This is a genomic window from Arenimonas sp. (genome assembly GCF_035312645.1).
Lineage (GTDB): Bacteria > Pseudomonadota > Gammaproteobacteria > Xanthomonadales > Xanthomonadaceae > Arenimonas.
In genome coordinates, this window is the sequence record NZ_DATGBO010000107.1 from 13,883 (window position 1) to 28,172 (window position 14,290).

A 14,290-nucleotide genomic window follows, 5' to 3' on the forward strand; every position below is an offset into this window, starting at 1 on the left:
GGCCGTGCGCGGTTCCCCGGGGCTGGCGGACATGAAAAAGGCCGGAGTCGATCCGCGAAAATACGCGAATCCGCTCCGGCCTTTCCGTGCCGCGTGTCGCTTAGCGCAGGGCGCTGCGCAGACGGTTCGCGCGGCGGCGGTTGCGTGCCTTCTTCATGGGAGTGTCCTTGGTGGGGTTGCGGGGCGCGGATTGTCCCACAGTCGCCGCCCCGGCGCCGGCCGGCGTTGGTCCTTGGTGATCATTGGGGCAGTTCCGGCGTCCGGGCGGTTTGTTATGCTTCCTGCCCGATCCAAGGGGAGATCGCCATGTCGCCCAAGCGGCGGATCACGGGCTTCGCGGGTTCTCATCGGCCATGCCGCTTTGGCATGAGCGGGTGGTGATCGACATGCCCGTGTCGACTGGCTGAGTCTCATGCATCGTCGCAGCAGGATCGTGTTCGGATCCACGCTCGCCGCGCTGATCGGCGTCGCCCTGCTGTTCGGATCGGTGATCTGGTTTCTCTGGAACGAATCGGTCACCTCCGAAGAAGCTTATGCCGGTGGTCTGGCGGCGACCCTGGGCGAGCGCACCGGACACATCATTCTCGATACCCGCGACATGCTGGCCGGCTTCGATCGACTCACTGCCGAGCGCTGCTCGCCCGAACACCTGCAGACACTGCAGAACGCGGCGGTGTCGCGGCCATACATCCGTGCGATCGGTTACTGGCGTGCGGCTGACCGTTTGTGCGGCGTCGGCTTCGTGCCGCATGCGGGCATCAAGCCCACGCGTGCCGATCGCATCTACGACACCGGCGTAATTGCCTGGTGGCCGAGCGCGCAGACCGAAGTCGGCGGTGTGCAATTGTTCCTGATGCGCTTCGGCGATCACGATGTCGCCATCGATCCGCGATTGCTGCTCGACCTCGGTCCGATGCAGCATCGCCAGGCCGGCCTGTGGGTGGAAAACCTGCGCATGGCTGCCATTCCGTCGGATGCGGAGTTGCCCGCGCCCGCGACTCTGCCGATCGGCGTGACCGTGGATCGCGCGCATGGGCAGGTGATCTCGCATTTCGCCCGCAACGAAATCCTGCCCATCGACGTGGTGGCGATCGAGCCGATCGACAATTTCTGGAATCGCCACGCGCAGACGCTGGCGATCGGTGCTGGCGTGGGCCTTCTGCTGGTCGCTGCATGGATCTACCTGGTCCTGCGTTTTTCCCGGCATCAACTCAGCCTGGCCACCGAACTGCGCGAGGCGCTCGCCGCCGGCCGGATCAAGGTGCACTACCAGCCAGTGATCGACCTGGCCAGCGGTCGCTGCGTCGGTGCCGAAGCGCTGGCGCGCTGGGAGCGAGAAAACGGGGAGCCCGTCAGTCCGGACATTTTCATTCCCGTGGCCGAAGAGGTCGGCGTGGTGCAGGAGGTGACGATCGCCGTGTTGCGGGTGGCGACGCGCGAGATGCGCAAACTGCTGCTCGACTTCCCCGGAATGAGCGTGAACCTCAACCTCGCGCCGGACGATCTCAAGAACGATCGTATCGGCACCGAGATAGCGCGTTGTCTGGCGGAGGCGGGACTGCCGCCGGATGCGCTCAAGCTCGAGATCACCGAGCGCGCTCTGATCAACAGCGATATTTCGCGCGCCTTGATCCGCGAGTTCCGCAGCCGTGGCCACCAGGTGGCGGTGGACGATTTCGGTACCGGCTATTCCAGTCTTTCCTATCTGCAAAGTTTCGAATTGGACGTGCTGAAGATCGACAAGTCCTTCGTCGATGCGATCGGCACGGAGGCGGCGACCAGCCAGGTGATCGTTCACGTGATCGAGATGGCCAAGTCCCTAGGGTTGGCTACCGTGGCGGAAGGCGTGCAGACGCCCGAACAGGTAGTCTGGCTGCTGGCGCATGGCGTTTCGTTCGGCCAGGGTTTCATCTTCAGCACGCCGCTGCCCGCAGGAGATTTTCTTGAATTCTTCCGAGCCAATCGTCGCATTCATCCCTGACCGCGCTCGTGTCGTGCGCGCTGTCCGGCTGTTCATGCGCATGTTCACGGTGATCACGATCGCATTGGTGCTGACGGCCTGCGCGATGCACCCGACGCACAAGCCGCTTCCCGTTCCAGCCAAACCGGCGCCTGTCGTCGCAACGCCGGCGCCCGAGCCGGAACCGGCATTCGCCGTGCTCGATCCCGGCAGCTACGAACAGGACCGCAGCCGGATCAAGCAGACGCTGGCGAAGAACGAACGCGATGCCCTGCCGGCCGCGGATGTCGGTTACTACCTGGACGTGCTGCAGGGAAGATTGCGGCAGATCGTCGGCAAGGACGTCAGTGTGATGCGGCAAGGCAATCGCATCGCGCTGGATCTGTCGCGCCGCGTCGGCTTCGAGCCGGCCGGCCCGCAACTCGGCCCGGGCACGCCGGAATTCCTCGCGCCGTTGTGCAAGGTGCTGGTGGAATACCGGATGGTGCTGGTATCGATCCGGGTGAGTCCGCTCGACGATGCATCGATCGCCAATCCGCGTCTGGCCGATCAACGCGCGCTCGCGCTGGCACGGCAGCTCGCCGATGCCGGCGTGGCCAACAAACGCATCGTGATCGCCGGCACCGGAGGCCGTTCCAGCAGCACCGCGCGTTTCCGCGTCGAGCTGCAACTCGACCCGATCATCCGCGCCGCCGCCGAACATTGATCGGCCAGCAACGACGCGTTCCGACACCGGGTGATTTCCATGATCCAGTCCATTCTTCCGCCGCCAGACCCTGATCTGGATCTCGAGTTCGAACGTGTCGTCGACGTGCCGCGCGAACGCATCTGGGCCGCGTGGACGACACCGGCCTTGCTGACGGTCTGGTTCACGCCGGCGCCGTGGCGCACGATGGAAGCCGAGGTCGATCTTCGTCCCGGCGGAATTTTCCGCACGCTGATGCGCTCGCCGGAAGGACAGGATTTCCCGAATCTCGGCTGCTACCTGGAAGTGATCGAGAACGAAAAACTGGTCTGGACCAACGTCTTCACACCGGGCTTCCGTCCCTCCGCGGCGTTGTCGGCGGACGCAACTGCCGGCTTCGCTTTCACTGCAGTGATTTCGTTGCAGGCGCAGGGCAGCGGTACGCGCTACCGCGCCCGCGTGATCCACGGCAACCAGGCCGACCGCGCGAAGCACGCAGCCATGGGTTTCGAGCAGGGCTGGGGCAGGGCACTGGATCAGATGTTGGCGATGATCAAGGCGTAGACGTTGAGCGGGTTCGCCACGAATCTTTTTTGTAGGAGCGGCGCGAGCCGCGATTTTCCCGCGTGGCGACGGTCGCTCGTAAAATTTTGACCAACCGGACGTGGGAAATCGCGGCTTGCGCCGCTCCTGCGACCATACCTTCGGAATCAATTCTGCGATGTTCACCAACCGTCCGCGAGCGCCTTACATGTACGCCTATGTGGCCTTGCTGCCGGGTTGCGTGTTGGGTGCGTTGGGATTGCTGGCGTATGCGCTGATGGCAGGTCCGGGATCGGTGGACTTCAGCGCGGTGGTGGTCGCTGCGCTGCTGGTGCTGGTCTGGTTCGGTTATTCGCTGGTGGTCGGGGTCGCGCTGATTTCGATTTACGTCGTGCCGATGATCTGGTTGTTGCTGCGGCTGCGTCTGGCCGGTCCGGTGCCGATGATCGTCGTGAGCTTGTTGCCGGGGGCGGCACTGTGGCTGCTGGGCGCGACGCAATATCAGAAGTTCGCGCTGTTCCTGCTGGGATTTGGTGCCTGCGTCGGGCTTGCGTATTGCCTGCTGGCCTATCGGAAAGGGCAGGCCGGATGGACCGCCGGGCGCCCCTGACGCCGGGGGACGACACAGGCAATCCCGGCCGGGCTGTCGTATCCTCCACCCCCCCCCTGTGTCATTCGCGAGTGCCCCCCATGCGCCAGTTCCCGCGTCACGTCGTCCCGTCCCTGTTGCTTATTGCCCTGTGGTCCGTTGCCGCATCGAGCGTCGCCGCGCCATTGCAGACGAGAGTGTTCAAATGCGTGGTCGCCGGCAGGACCGCTTATCAGGACACTCCCTGCCCCGGAGCGGCCGCAGCCAAAGACATGACGGCTGCGATGACCAAAGCCGGCGCGCAGCCGGTTCTTCCCGCTACCAAGGCGATTGCTGCCGAAGCGCACGCGCCGGAAGAACAGGCCGCGGCGAGCACCATCGTTCAAAAATAATTCGCGGTATGCGGTTCGCGCTGATCGGCGCGCGGCAACGTCACGCGCCGGATTCAGCTGCCCGGCGGCCGGGTCTTCGGCCGCGTCAACTCGCGCATCAGGTCCGGACGCAGGTCGCGGAAGATGAACAGCGCGGTCACGATGACGGCGGCGATCAACAGCCCATGGCGACCGAAGTCGTTGATGTAGCCCGATAGCATGAAGATCAGGCCGGCGCAGAGAACGTGCACCAGCACGTTCGGCTGATCGCGTTGCTTGCGCTGCTCCTCGCTCATCCCGCTGCGCAGGTCCGAGCGATATTGCTGGAACAATCCCGGCGCCGCGAAGACGACGATGGCGAGCACCGACCAGGCCAGCGCGGCGGTGAACAAGCCTTCCGGCGTAGCGGCGACGAAGATCGCGATGACCCAGCCGAACATCGTCGTGAGCACCAGGCTGACGACGATGCCTATCGTCAATAGCAGAAGCCAGGCGACGATTTCGTCGGCGATGTTGGGGCTCGGGCCGTTTTCCTGGCGCGTCGACACGGCGATGCCCAGTGTGCCGATGCAGGCGATGGTGAAAGCGATGTTGAATACGCTGAGGATCAGGAACTGGCCGGCCGAGCCGTCATAGAAAAATAGACCGATCAGCGGAATCAGATGACGGATGACGATGGTCAGCGTTTGCGTCGGGGTGAAACGCTGCCGCGGCAGCGGCGCCCAGTAGGGTTCGTCGTTCGATGTTCGCTTGCGCATCGGAGGCCCCTTCCACACGGTGCTGCCTGCATGTTCCCATCTTGATGCCGCAAGCATCAAATCGCTGTCGACATCCCTGCAATGAGCGGAGTCTGCGGCCAGCGCCTATGCTGGGCTATGCTTGCTCATGGAGTTTGCGAGATTTTCGGAGGCAGCCATGGCAACCGGATGGGCAGGCGACGGCGCGGTGCAGGATCAGATCGACGCGACCGTCAAGGACGGCATCAAGCGCGTGCGCAGCAAGCTGCCGACGGGCCCGGGGCTGGCGCATTGCGAGGAATGCGCGACGAAAATTCCGCCAGCGCGGCGCAAGGCGGTGCCCGGCGTGCGGCTGTGCGTACCTTGTCAGGAAGCGCGCGACCTCGAGCAGAGCGCTGCTGCTGGTTTCAATCGGCGCGGCAGCAAGGACAGTCAGCTGCGCTGAGTAAAGCGCAAGAGCGGCTCGCAGGAGTGGCGTCAACCGCAACAAGAATTTGCTGCGGCCACGAATAGCGCGGGTTTATCGGAGATGTGTTCCCGGAAGCCGCGGCTGACGCCGCACCTGCGTCGGGAGGCGGGTTCTTTGATATCGATGGAGATCGGCACGCGACACCTTGGTCCGGACTAATCCATTCGTTCTGGAACCGTCTTCATCGACTTGATCGCCAATCGGGTGCCGATGAGGGTGAGTTCGATCAGAGCAGTACCACCGGTGGGGCAGCAGTTGGCGTCGTTGTGGTGATACAGCGCGGCGCGGGCGGTCATGTGGTGCAGGTCCGGCCAGATGCCTTTCCATATTTCCACGCCCGTGGGAATGCGCCTTTCGAGATCCTTGCCCCAACTCACGGCATCGATGGCTGCCCAGCGACTGCCTTGGCGAAGAAAATAATCGCTGTCGTTGAAATTGCCGCTGCCATCCACGCGCACTGACATTTCCAGGATGCTGCCGGTTGCCGATTTGTAGATTGTCGGCGTCGAGAAGATGTCGCCGGCATCGTTGCCGCGCATATGCCATCGCCTTGCCCGTGGCGCACCGGCATTGGTTGAAAACAGTGCGATGCCGTTTTCGATGCAGGGCGTGTTGTCTGCGGAGGTCTCGCGCAGGCAATAGATGGCGAAATGGAAGGTTTCCTTGCCGATGGATCCGAACGCGGCGGATTGGGTCACCCGACAGGTGTCGGGATTGCGGATGGCATCGGCGAACAAGTCGGTGCAGGTCGCGTTGATGGCGCTGGAAAGATCGGCGTAGTCGGCCGCGGCGAGTTCGTCGAGTCGATCCAGATAGGCTGCATTCGCGCATTCGGAAGTGCGGCAGGCATTGCGGCGGGCAGTCAGCCAGTGCGCCTGTTCGGCGGCGAGCGCTTCCGGTGCCGCGGATCGGGCGAGCAGGATCGAATACGTGCGGTTCAACTGGTCGTCAAGATTTGAAAGGCCCGGATCGGCGCAGATCATTTTCTCCATCGCCGTCGTCGCCCGTTCGCAATTGAAGCCGGCCGCGTGGCTGGATGCGGCGAAGCCAAGGGCGAGCAGGGTGGTCCAGGCAGAGCGCTTCATGGCAGGGATCCGTTGGCGGGCTTTGCCGGGAGGGTAGGCACTCGATCGTGCACGCGCAATCACCTACTGCGCGCAAACGCGCTGCGAAAACGCGATATCCGGGGCTGCCAGTGCAAGTACGTGATGCGGCCCATGACCCTTTCCCGCAGGCCAGTGCGTAAGCCCCCAGGGATACCTGGCAGCCGCCAGGTCGCAATCAGGAGAGCAGGGCATGGGCATCACTTCGGCAATCTGGATGAGTGGCAATGGCGCGCAGCCGGAATTCGCACCGCTGAATCAGCGGCGCATGGCCGGGTCGGGCGTCTTCGGTGGCGCCGATCTCACCAGCAACTTCTTTCATTTTCCGATCAGCACGCCGGTGATCCTCAACGACAAGCGCACCCTGCTGGCGCGCGCATTCGTGCTCTACCGAATGCAATTTTGCACGGTCGAGAAAGTGGAGCTGTGGAGTGCCGACAACCGCCTCGCCGTGTTCGCGGTGACCCAGGAAAGCGGCAACGTCGCCGATCACGCCTCGGTGCTGCGGCGTGCCTTCGAGGATGACAAGACTGCGTTCCAGCTGCAGCCGCACTTCGGCTCCATGATGGAGACGCCGTTGGGCCTGAGCATCGCGGTGAAGGTGAGATTCGATTCGCGGATCATCCCGACCGATACCAAACGCCATCTCGGGCAGATCGAGTTCTTCGCCGCGGGCGGCGACTGGGTCGTCACACCCTAGGTCCTGTGCGGATCCGACTCAGTGTCGCGTGCCACTCTTGCCGAGGCGTTTCTTCGCGGGCGTCACTTCCACTTCAAGGGTGAAGGTGCGCAGCTCGTTGGGATTGATCGCGCCGACGCCGATGAGCTTGCGGGCGATTTCCTCGCCGCGATCATTGCGGATCGAGACGACGACGTTGTATTCCCAAGGCTCGCCATCGGGCGGATGGCGGATGCTGCCTTCGATGCGCAACGGCGTCAGCGTCGCAGCCTCGGCCACGACGGCGCCAGCCTCGAAGCGCAGGTGATGCCGGCAACCCGGACACACCGTCGCGCTTTCGAGGATGGCTTCCTTGCAATGCGGGCACTCGCGGGTAGCCCCGGGCAGGCCGGGTCGGACCGTGCTCATGCGTTGCCGCCGCTCTCCGAATGACCGCCGTTGCTTTTGCCTGACTTCCCGGACTTGTTGTCGTCCCAACCGAAGTCGGCCTGGCCGCGCATGCGCGCACCCGCCGCGACGGTCATCGAGGCCGCCTTGACGTCGCCGATCACGGTGCCAGTGGTGAGCAGTTCGACGCGCGAGGCACTTTCGATATTGCCCTCGAGCTCGCCGGAGATCACGACCTTGTCGGCATGCACGCCGCCGGTGACCTTGGCGCCGGCTTCGATAGTGAGGTCGCCCTGGACGTTGACGTCACCCTTGAACTTGCCGTGGATGCGCACGCTGCCGGCACCATCGATCTTGCCCTCGATGGTGATGTCGGCGGCGATCGTGGATTCCTTGCGCATGACTTCAGGCTCGCTGCGCGTTGCTGGTGGTGGCGTGCGCGCGGGTTCGGCAGCGAACGACGGCGGCATGTCGAGCCGGGCCGGTTCTTTCATTTCCGGCATTGGTGCCGGCGAAGGCGAGGGCGACTGCTTGGCGGTGGGATCTTTCCAGATGGACATGATGGCGACCTCTGCACGACGGGGGACTTTCGAGGCTAACAGCCGAAGCGGCCAGATGTAACTGCCGCTTCAGCTGATGGTCAGAAAAATCGGTCGCTGCGAGTTGCCCAGGATGTGCCGAAGCGCTGGGTCCACCGGATTCATTTAGATGAATCACGCCGCCTCTTTCTTTCCGAACAACTGTGGAGAAGGCCGGGCATGGAATGTCGCTCGTTGCGATTTTCGCTGGCGAGCCGCGGCATGAAGCCCGCAACCGCGCGCCGACGAATTCGACAAATGGGAGAGGAAATTTTTCCTCCGCGCGACCGCCGCCGGAAAATTCCCTGAGCCGTTTCCGCGGAAAATTTTGCCGCAGCCATCGGCAATCAAATTGGCGGAGATGTCCTGATCGCGATCAATCCGGATATCCGGAGTGGAAAGACTTAACGTTCTTTTTGCATTTGCGATGGCCTCGATGTCCGGTACTGCTGCAACAGCTCGTTGGTTCGCAAGGTCCGATGAAGGGAATGAACATCGCGACGCCGCCTGCATCGCGCAGCTTCCTGCCTGCAGGTCCACGCCAACCAGAGGGGAAAGAAATGAATTTACGATTGATCGCCTGCGCCGTCGTCGGCGCGAGCCTGGCCACGATCGCTGTGGCAAAAAAGCCTGAGAATCCAGAATTCGTGCAGGCGAAGAAAGAGATGCGGCAGTTGCGCGCGGCCGATGCCGCGGTCGCGATCACCACCACCGGCGACGAGGATACCTTCGGCCGCAACGTCAAGTACCTCGGTCTGTTGAGCAGTGGCGTGATCAATCTCGCCGACGATTGCACGCCGGACCCGAGCGCACCGCCGGGGCCGGATGATCATTGCGTCGTCACCAATCCGGCACCGGCGACCACGGTGTTTTCCATTCCCGACGCCGGCCGGATCCTGATCCCGGGAAAATCCACCAACTCGATGTTCTGCCATTGGCAGACGCCCTCGGTGATCTACGAGTTCCGGAATCCGACCGGTGTGTATCAGCCCAATGCGCGCATGATCTTGACGCCCAGCTACACGTTCCAGAATTCGATACTCAATGATCCGGCGCTGATCGATCCGACCACGGGCCTGCCGTTCGGCGGCACGTTGACAGTGACCATACCGGGCGTCCGTGATGCCCAGGGCCTGCAGCCCGGCGACGCCCGCGTCGAGCGCCAAGCCGGCACCCGCACCTGCATCGCCGGAATGCTCACCAAGCGCTCGCTGATGGAAACCTTTGGCCTCACGCAGCAGCAGGCCAACAAGTTCTTCAAGAACGACACCATCATCACCATGAACCTGACCGGCAGCGCGCAGCTGGTCGATTTCGCCAGCATCATCTACGGCACGCGCTTCGTCGGCGATTGAAACATTCTTCGCGTCGTCATCCCGGGAGAGCCCGCGGATGACTCCCTCTTCCCGCACAGCGGGGAGAGGGTTGGGCGCAGGATGCCCGCCCGCCTGCGATTCCTGTTGCCTCTTTCCCCGTTGGGCGTAGGCTTGGATCCAGGCCACCCGAAGGGGACGGGATGCGGGCACTGTTGCAGCGGCTGCGCACGGATTTCCAACTGACGATCATTTCGTCGTTTGGCGGCGCGGCGCTGTTCGGGATACTGCCTTTCTCTTTCTACCGCTTCGCGACTGGCAATGTCGTCGCGGGCGTGCTCGACATGGCGATCGTGCTCAGCATCCTGCTGGCGGTCGCGCATGCCTGGCGCAACGAGGATCGGCGCGCCGCCAGTCTGTTTGTCGCGATCGTGAATACCGTCGGCTGCCTGGCCAGCGCGACGGTACTCGGTCCGCCGGGGCTGTACTGGATGTATCCGGCGCTGCTGGGGAATTTTCTCCTGCTCAGCCGCGGCCGCGCGGTGTTGGTGACGGCACTGGCCATGCTGTTTCTGACCATCCAGCACCGGGCCTATGACTCCAGCATGCAACTGGCGATGTTCCTGGTCACGGCCGCGGTGTCTGGAATGGTCGCTTTCGTTTTCGCCTATCGCACCGAGACGCAGCGCGAGCAACTCGAAGCGCTTGCGACTATCGACCCGCTCACCGGCATCCAGAATCGCCGGGCAATGGAGCGGGAATTGAAGCTCGCGGTGGAACTGGCAGGGCGCGAAGGCACGGCATTCGCCCTGGCCATGCTCGATCTCGATCACTTCAAGCGCATCAACGACCGCTACGGCCACGAAGCCGGCGATGACGTGCTGGTGGCGTTCGCCGACCTCCTTTGCGAATGCACGCGCAAGGTCGATCGCTGTTTCCGCTTCGGTGGCGAGGAGTTCGTGCTGCTGATGCCGGGCACGAAGGCCGATGCTTTGCCGGCGATCGACCAGCAGATCCGCGTACATATCGTCGAACGTCTGCGCAGCCACGGCGAAGTGATCACCGTTTCCATCGGTGCGGCGGCCTTGAAGCCGGATGAAGACTGGCAATCCTGGCTGGCGCGCGCGGATGCGGCGCTTTATCGCGCCAAGAGCGAAGGGCGTGATCGCACGGTGGTGGATGCGGCGGTCGCGACCTGATCGATCGCGTAGATCGCAGATCATTGTCTCCGTCTTTTTTTGCCCCATATTGAATTGTTCCTGCGTCCCCGGGCTTTCCGATGATTCCGCTGTCCATCCTCGATCTCGCTCCGGTCACCGAAGGCAGCAATGCCGCGCAGACTTTCGCCAATACCCTGGATTTGGCGCGCGCCGGCGAGCGCCTCGGCTATCGCCGTTACTGGCTTGCCGAGCACCACAACATGCCTGGCATCGCCAGTGCGGCGACGGCGGTGCTGATCGGCCATGTCGCTGGCGGGACCTCGACGATACGTGTCGGCGCCGGCGGCATCATGCTGCCCAACCATGCGCCGCTGCAGGTGGCCGAGCAGTTCGGCACGCTTGCCTCGCTGTATCCGGGCCGCATCGATCTCGGTCTCGGTCGCGCGCCAGGAACCGACCAGCCCGCGACGCATGCGTTGCGTCGCTACTACCAGGGCGCGGAAGAATTTCCCGCCGACGTGGCCGAACTGTTGCGCTACTTCGAGCCGGTGCAAGCTGGGCAGACGGTGCGCGCGGTGCCGGGCGCCGGCGTCGCCGTGGAGGCGTGGATACTGGGCTCGAGCTTGTTCGGCGCGCGCTTGGCTGCGGCCTTGGGATTGCCGTACGCGTTCGCGTCGCATTTCGCGCCGGACGCGCTCGACGAAGCGTTGGCCCTGTATCGGCGGGAATTCCAGGCGTCGGCGCGATTGGCGAAACCTCAGGTGATGCTGGCGCTGAATGTCGTCGCCGCGGACACCGATGCCGCAGCAGCGCGACTGTTCACCACGCAGCAGCAGGCTTTCATCAATCTTCGCCGCGGCCGCCCCGGGCTCGTGCCGCCGCCGCTGGCTTCGGCCGCCGCCATCCACGATTACTGCACGCCGGCGGAAAAAGCCGGTGTCGACCGCGCATTGGCCTGCGCTGTGATCGGCGCGCCGGGCAGCGTGCGCGACGGCATCGCCGCGTTCGTCGCCCGTCATCGACCCGATGAATTATTGCTCACCGCCAACATCTTCGATCACGCCGCGCGCGTGCGGTCATTTGAATTGGTGATGCAGGCCTGCCGTTGAGGCGCAACGCCAGATGCGAAATCACGGCGGCAACGTCTTCGCATCACACAACAAAGCCCCAGCGCTGCTGAGACGCCGGGGCTTGTCGGGATCAGTGCGAGGCAGACGCGATCAGACCAGGGTCAGGGTCACGTCGATGTTGTTGCGGGTGGCGTTCGAATACGGACAGACGCCATGCGCCTTCTGCACCAGGTCCTGCGCCACGGCGCGGTCGAGGCCGGGCAGGGCGATCCGGAGTTCGACTTCGATGCCGAAGCCCGCCGGGATCTGGCCGATGCCGACCACGCCTTCGATCGATGTGTCGGCGGGCAGTGCGACTTTTTCGCGGCCGGCGACGAATTTCAGCGCGCCGATGAAGCATGCCGAATAGCCGGCCGCGAACAGCTGTTCGGGATTGGTGCCATCGCCGCCGGCGCCGCCGAGTTCGCGCGGCGTGGTGAGCTTGGCATCGATGGCGCCATCGGACGAGACGGCGCGGCCATCACGGCCGCCGGTGGCGGTGGCGCTGGCGCGATACAGGACGTTTTCGATCGACATGGTGTTCTCCGTTGGGTTGAGGCTGGGTTGATTGCGCTATGAAATAGCGCGCTATTTATGTGGCGGTAAAAAAATCAAGCGGATTCGAGCAAGCTTGCGCGCAGTGTTTCCAGGCGCCGCTTGATCGTCATGAGCTCGTCCATCGAGCAATCGGTCGCGCAGAAAATGCCATGCTGAACTTTCTGCGCCTTGGCCTTCAGCGCGCGGCCGGCCGCACTGAGTGCGATCACGACCTGGCGTTCGTCGTGGCTGGCGCGGGTGCGGGAGACGAGGTCCGCAGCTTCGAGTCGTTTCAACAGTGGCGTCAGCGTTGCTGAATCGAGGAACAGGCGCTCGCCGATTTCCGACACCGTCAGCTCATCGCCGGCCCACAGCACCAGCATCACCAGGTATTGCGGATAGGTCAGCCCCAGGCTACCCAGCAGTTTGCGGTAGACCTTGCTCATCGCCAGGTTGGTCGAATACAGCGCGAAGCAGAGCTGGTCTTCGAGCAGGGCCAGGGAACGGCTCGGGGGTCTGGCGGAGGCGGGTTTGCGTGGCATGCCGGCAATATACATAGCGCGCTATTTAATAGCAAGCGTTTTATTGGCGGGCGGATGAAGTCGCTGGCTCGGCCGCAAGACCCCAGTCGCAGCGCTTCCTGCGCGGGCAGCCTTGACCGGTCGGGACGATCGGCGGAATGTATTTGCTCCCTCCCGCGATGCAGGTGGTGACATGAGCTACGTCGATGGTTTCGTGGTGCCGGTGCCGACCAGAAAACTGGCGGAATATCGCAAGATGGCGCGCAAGGCCGGCAAGGTATGGCGCGAATACGGCGCGCTTGATTACAAGGAGTGTGTTGCCGACGACGTCAAGCCGGGCAAGTTCACTTCCTTCCCGCAGAGCGTGAAGCTGAAGAAAGGCGAGACCGTGGTCTTTTCCTGGATCGTGTACAAATCGCGCGCCCAGCGCGACCGCATCAATGCCAAGGTCATGGCCGATCCGCGCCTCGCCGCGATGATGGATCCGAAAGCCATGCCCTTCGATGGCAAGCGCATGTTCTGGGGCGGCTTCAAAGTGTTCGTTAGCGCGTAGGCTGTGCTGCGCGCGAGTGGGTACGGATCGATTTTGGCGTTGCGTGCGCGGAGCGCGTGCATTCGCGATCTGCGACAACTGCGCTGCGGCCATCGCCATGCGGATTGGCTAGAATCCCGGCTACGATCCGTACCGGAAAAATCATGGCCAACACGCGGCACTCGCCCAGCCACGCCACACCGCAGATCGGACTGTTCGGAACGACGGCGCCGGCGCAGGTGCATCGTCTGTTCTTCGCGCTGTTTCCGGACGATGCCGCCTGTGCGCGCATCGCTGCGTTCGCCGACGAACTGCGGCCGACGCTGTCCTCGCGTTGTCGCTGGCTTGAGGCGTCCCGCTATCACCTGACCCTGCATTTTCTCGGCGACAACGATGAGTTGCGTCCTGATCTCGTCGCTGCCGCCGGAAAAGCCGCCGCACGCGTGGCGACGCCGGCGTTCGAGGTGACGCTCGATACCTTCGCGAGCTTCAAGGGCAGCAGGCCGCCTGGCGTGTTGCGGACCAGTCCCGACGAAATGCCGGTGCTCGATTTATGGAAGAACCTGCGCAGCGAGTTGGCGCGCGAAGGTTTCGGCGCCAGGCTGGACCCCGAATTCACGCCACATGTCACGCTTTTCTACGGCGACAGCGAATTGCCCGCCCGCGCGATCGCACCGATCCGCTGGCGCGCCCAGGAATTCCGCCTCATCCACAGCATCATCGGCCAGAGCCGGTATTCCGAATTGGGTCGCTGGTCGCTGCAGTAGCGCGTGCCGCGTGCACGAAACCCTGCACCTTGGTCGTGGGCGGAGCGCATGTTACGGATCGTCGATACAATAGCGCTCAGGCGTTGCGCTGGGGGCGGCATGTTCGAGTTGACCCGGGTTATGAAAACCTTTCCGTCCGCGCGGATTCCCTCGCGTTCTGGCGGCCTGCCGGTGGAGGTTTCGCTGATCGCGCAGCTCGGTCACGGCTCCGGCAACCATCTGTTCGAAAGCGTCGTCGCGCGGCAGAAAG

At 63.6% G+C, this 14,290-nt stretch carries 19 protein-coding genes; 12 read left to right on the forward strand and 7 right to left on the reverse strand.

Translation table 11 applies throughout. The annotated features are described in order from the left end of the window. Positions 1-412 precede the first annotated feature (412 nt). The 5 genes from VKM35_RS10035 to VKM35_RS10055 all read left to right on the forward strand — a co-directional run bounded on the left by VKM35_RS10035 (position 413) and on the right by VKM35_RS10055 (position 4,169). Positions 413-1,981 carry an EAL domain-containing protein gene (locus tag VKM35_RS10035; protein ID WP_324320881.1) on the forward strand — a complete coding sequence of 523 codons (1,569 nt, stop codon included), beginning with the start codon at positions 413-415 and terminating at the stop codon, positions 1,979-1,981. A gap of 13 nt (positions 1,982-1,994) precedes the next feature. Next, entirely contained in the window at positions 1,995-2,666 is a 672-nt protein-coding gene (locus tag VKM35_RS10040; RefSeq protein ID WP_324320882.1) for a hypothetical protein, read from the forward strand. A gap of 39 nt (positions 2,667-2,705) precedes the next feature. Continuing rightward, entirely contained in the window at positions 2,706-3,209 is a 504-nt protein-coding gene (locus VKM35_RS10045) for an SRPBCC family protein (protein ID WP_324320883.1), read from the forward strand. 157 nt (positions 3,210-3,366) lie between these two features. Continuing rightward, positions 3,367-3,798: a hypothetical protein gene (locus VKM35_RS10050; RefSeq protein ID WP_324320884.1), complete on the forward strand. Its 432-nt coding sequence runs from the start codon at positions 3,367-3,369 to the stop codon at positions 3,796-3,798. 80 nt (positions 3,799-3,878) lie between these two features. Further along, a complete protein-coding gene (locus tag VKM35_RS10055) occupies positions 3,879-4,169 on the forward strand; it encodes a hypothetical protein (protein ID WP_324320885.1) in 291 nt (96 codons plus the stop codon). A gap of 53 nt (positions 4,170-4,222) precedes the next feature. Here VKM35_RS10055 and VKM35_RS10060 read toward each other — a convergent pair whose 3' ends face one another. Beyond that, complete coding sequence (locus tag VKM35_RS10060; protein ID WP_324320886.1) at positions 4,223-4,906, reverse strand: hypothetical protein; 684 nt, start codon at positions 4,904-4,906, stop codon at positions 4,223-4,225. Between the two features lie 157 nt (positions 4,907-5,063). Here VKM35_RS10060 and VKM35_RS10065 point away from each other — a divergent pair, with 157 nt between their 5' ends. Continuing rightward, on the forward strand, positions 5,064-5,330 hold the full coding sequence (locus VKM35_RS10065; protein WP_324320887.1) for a DksA/TraR family C4-type zinc finger protein: 267 nt from the start codon (positions 5,064-5,066) through the stop codon (positions 5,328-5,330). A 179-nt stretch (positions 5,331-5,509) separates the two neighbouring features. Here the strand turns inward: VKM35_RS10065 and VKM35_RS10070 are convergent, their stop codons facing one another. Further along, positions 5,510-6,439, reverse strand: a complete 930-nt coding sequence (locus VKM35_RS10070) for a lysozyme inhibitor LprI family protein (RefSeq protein ID WP_324320888.1) — start codon at positions 6,437-6,439, stop codon at positions 5,510-5,512. Positions 6,440-6,650: 211 nt separating this feature from the next. Between VKM35_RS10070 and VKM35_RS10075 the strand changes: the two genes are divergently transcribed. Beyond that, complete coding sequence (locus VKM35_RS10075) at positions 6,651-7,157, forward strand: hypothetical protein (RefSeq protein WP_324320889.1); 507 nt, start codon at positions 6,651-6,653, stop codon at positions 7,155-7,157. An 18-nt stretch (positions 7,158-7,175) separates the two neighbouring features. On the opposite strand, the gene VKM35_RS10080 is transcribed toward VKM35_RS10075, so the two are convergent. The 3 genes from VKM35_RS10080 to VKM35_RS10090 form a co-directional block, all read right to left on the reverse strand. Next, entirely contained in the window at positions 7,176-7,544 is a 369-nt protein-coding gene (locus tag VKM35_RS10080) for a hypothetical protein (protein ID WP_324320890.1), read from the reverse strand. Continuing rightward, positions 7,541-8,083, reverse strand: a complete 543-nt coding sequence (locus VKM35_RS10085; RefSeq protein ID WP_414636618.1) for a bactofilin family protein — start codon at positions 8,081-8,083, stop codon at positions 7,541-7,543. Before VKM35_RS10085 ends, VKM35_RS10080 begins: the two co-directional genes overlap by 4 nt. 153 nt (positions 8,084-8,236) lie before the next feature. Next, entirely contained in the window at positions 8,237-8,641 is a 405-nt protein-coding gene (locus VKM35_RS10090) for a hypothetical protein (protein WP_324320891.1), read from the reverse strand. Between the two features lie 20 nt (positions 8,642-8,661). Between VKM35_RS10090 and VKM35_RS10095 the strand changes: the two genes are divergently transcribed. The 3 genes from VKM35_RS10095 to VKM35_RS10105 all read left to right on the forward strand — a co-directional run bounded on the left by VKM35_RS10095 (position 8,662) and on the right by VKM35_RS10105 (position 11,683). Beyond that, the gene (locus VKM35_RS10095) at positions 8,662-9,456 is read left to right on the forward strand and encodes a hypothetical protein (RefSeq protein ID WP_324320892.1); all 795 of its coding nucleotides are present in this window, start codon (positions 8,662-8,664) and stop codon (positions 9,454-9,456) included. A 161-nt stretch (positions 9,457-9,617) separates the two neighbouring features. Continuing rightward, positions 9,618-10,613: a GGDEF domain-containing protein gene (locus VKM35_RS10100; RefSeq protein ID WP_324320893.1), complete on the forward strand. Its 996-nt coding sequence runs from the start codon at positions 9,618-9,620 to the stop codon at positions 10,611-10,613. Between the two features lie 80 nt (positions 10,614-10,693). Further along, on the forward strand, positions 10,694-11,683 hold the full coding sequence (locus VKM35_RS10105) for an LLM class flavin-dependent oxidoreductase (RefSeq protein WP_324320894.1): 990 nt from the start codon (positions 10,694-10,696) through the stop codon (positions 11,681-11,683). Between the two features lie 111 nt (positions 11,684-11,794). Here the strand turns inward: VKM35_RS10105 and VKM35_RS10110 are convergent, their stop codons facing one another. Beyond that, entirely contained in the window at positions 11,795-12,220 is a 426-nt protein-coding gene (locus VKM35_RS10110) for an organic hydroperoxide resistance protein (protein ID WP_324320895.1), read from the reverse strand. A gap of 74 nt (positions 12,221-12,294) precedes the next feature. Continuing rightward, positions 12,295-12,762, reverse strand: a complete 468-nt coding sequence (locus VKM35_RS10115; protein ID WP_324320896.1) for a MarR family transcriptional regulator — start codon at positions 12,760-12,762, stop codon at positions 12,295-12,297. A 172-nt stretch (positions 12,763-12,934) separates the two neighbouring features. Between VKM35_RS10115 and VKM35_RS10120 the strand changes: the two genes are divergently transcribed. Further along, positions 12,935-13,294: a DUF1428 domain-containing protein gene (locus tag VKM35_RS10120; RefSeq protein ID WP_324320897.1), complete on the forward strand. Its 360-nt coding sequence runs from the start codon at positions 12,935-12,937 to the stop codon at positions 13,292-13,294. Positions 13,295-13,437: 143 nt separating this feature from the next. Then, a complete protein-coding gene (thpR, locus tag VKM35_RS10125) occupies positions 13,438-14,040 on the forward strand; it encodes an RNA 2',3'-cyclic phosphodiesterase (RefSeq protein WP_324320898.1) in 603 nt (200 codons plus the stop codon). Positions 14,041-14,290 lie beyond the last annotated feature (250 nt).

Coding starts and splice junctions, on each gene's coding strand:
- VKM35_RS10035 (WP_324320881.1), top strand. CDS start 413: ATGCATCGTCGCAGCAGGATCGTGTTCGGATCCACGCTCGCCGCGCTG.
- VKM35_RS10045 (WP_324320883.1), top strand. CDS start 2,706: ATGATCCAGTCCATTCTTCCGCCGCCAGACCCTGATCTGGATCTCGAG.
- VKM35_RS10050 (WP_324320884.1), top strand. CDS start 3,367: ATGTTCACCAACCGTCCGCGAGCGCCTTACATGTACGCCTATGTGGCC.
- VKM35_RS10055 (WP_324320885.1), top strand. CDS start 3,879: ATGCGCCAGTTCCCGCGTCACGTCGTCCCGTCCCTGTTGCTTATTGCC.
- VKM35_RS10060 (WP_324320886.1), bottom strand. CDS start 4,906: ATGCGCAAGCGAACATCGAACGACGAACCCTACTGGGCGCCGCTGCCG.
- VKM35_RS10065 (WP_324320887.1), top strand. CDS start 5,064: ATGGCAACCGGATGGGCAGGCGACGGCGCGGTGCAGGATCAGATCGAC.
- VKM35_RS10070 (WP_324320888.1), bottom strand. CDS start 6,439: ATGAAGCGCTCTGCCTGGACCACCCTGCTCGCCCTTGGCTTCGCCGCA.
- VKM35_RS10075 (WP_324320889.1), top strand. CDS start 6,651: ATGGGCATCACTTCGGCAATCTGGATGAGTGGCAATGGCGCGCAGCCG.
- VKM35_RS10080 (WP_324320890.1), bottom strand. CDS start 7,544: ATGAGCACGGTCCGACCCGGCCTGCCCGGGGCTACCCGCGAGTGCCCG.
- VKM35_RS10085 (WP_414636618.1), bottom strand. CDS start 8,083: ATGTCCATCTGGAAAGATCCCACCGCCAAGCAGTCGCCCTCGCCTTCG.
- VKM35_RS10095 (WP_324320892.1), top strand. CDS start 8,662: ATGAATTTACGATTGATCGCCTGCGCCGTCGTCGGCGCGAGCCTGGCC.
- VKM35_RS10100 (WP_324320893.1), top strand. CDS start 9,618: ATGCGGGCACTGTTGCAGCGGCTGCGCACGGATTTCCAACTGACGATC.
- VKM35_RS10105 (WP_324320894.1), top strand. CDS start 10,694: ATGATTCCGCTGTCCATCCTCGATCTCGCTCCGGTCACCGAAGGCAGC.
- VKM35_RS10110 (WP_324320895.1), bottom strand. CDS start 12,220: ATGTCGATCGAAAACGTCCTGTATCGCGCCAGCGCCACCGCCACCGGC.
- VKM35_RS10115 (WP_324320896.1), bottom strand. CDS start 12,762: ATGCCACGCAAACCCGCCTCCGCCAGACCCCCGAGCCGTTCCCTGGCC.
- VKM35_RS10120 (WP_324320897.1), top strand. CDS start 12,935: ATGAGCTACGTCGATGGTTTCGTGGTGCCGGTGCCGACCAGAAAACTG.
- thpR (WP_324320898.1), top strand. CDS start 13,438: ATGGCCAACACGCGGCACTCGCCCAGCCACGCCACACCGCAGATCGGA.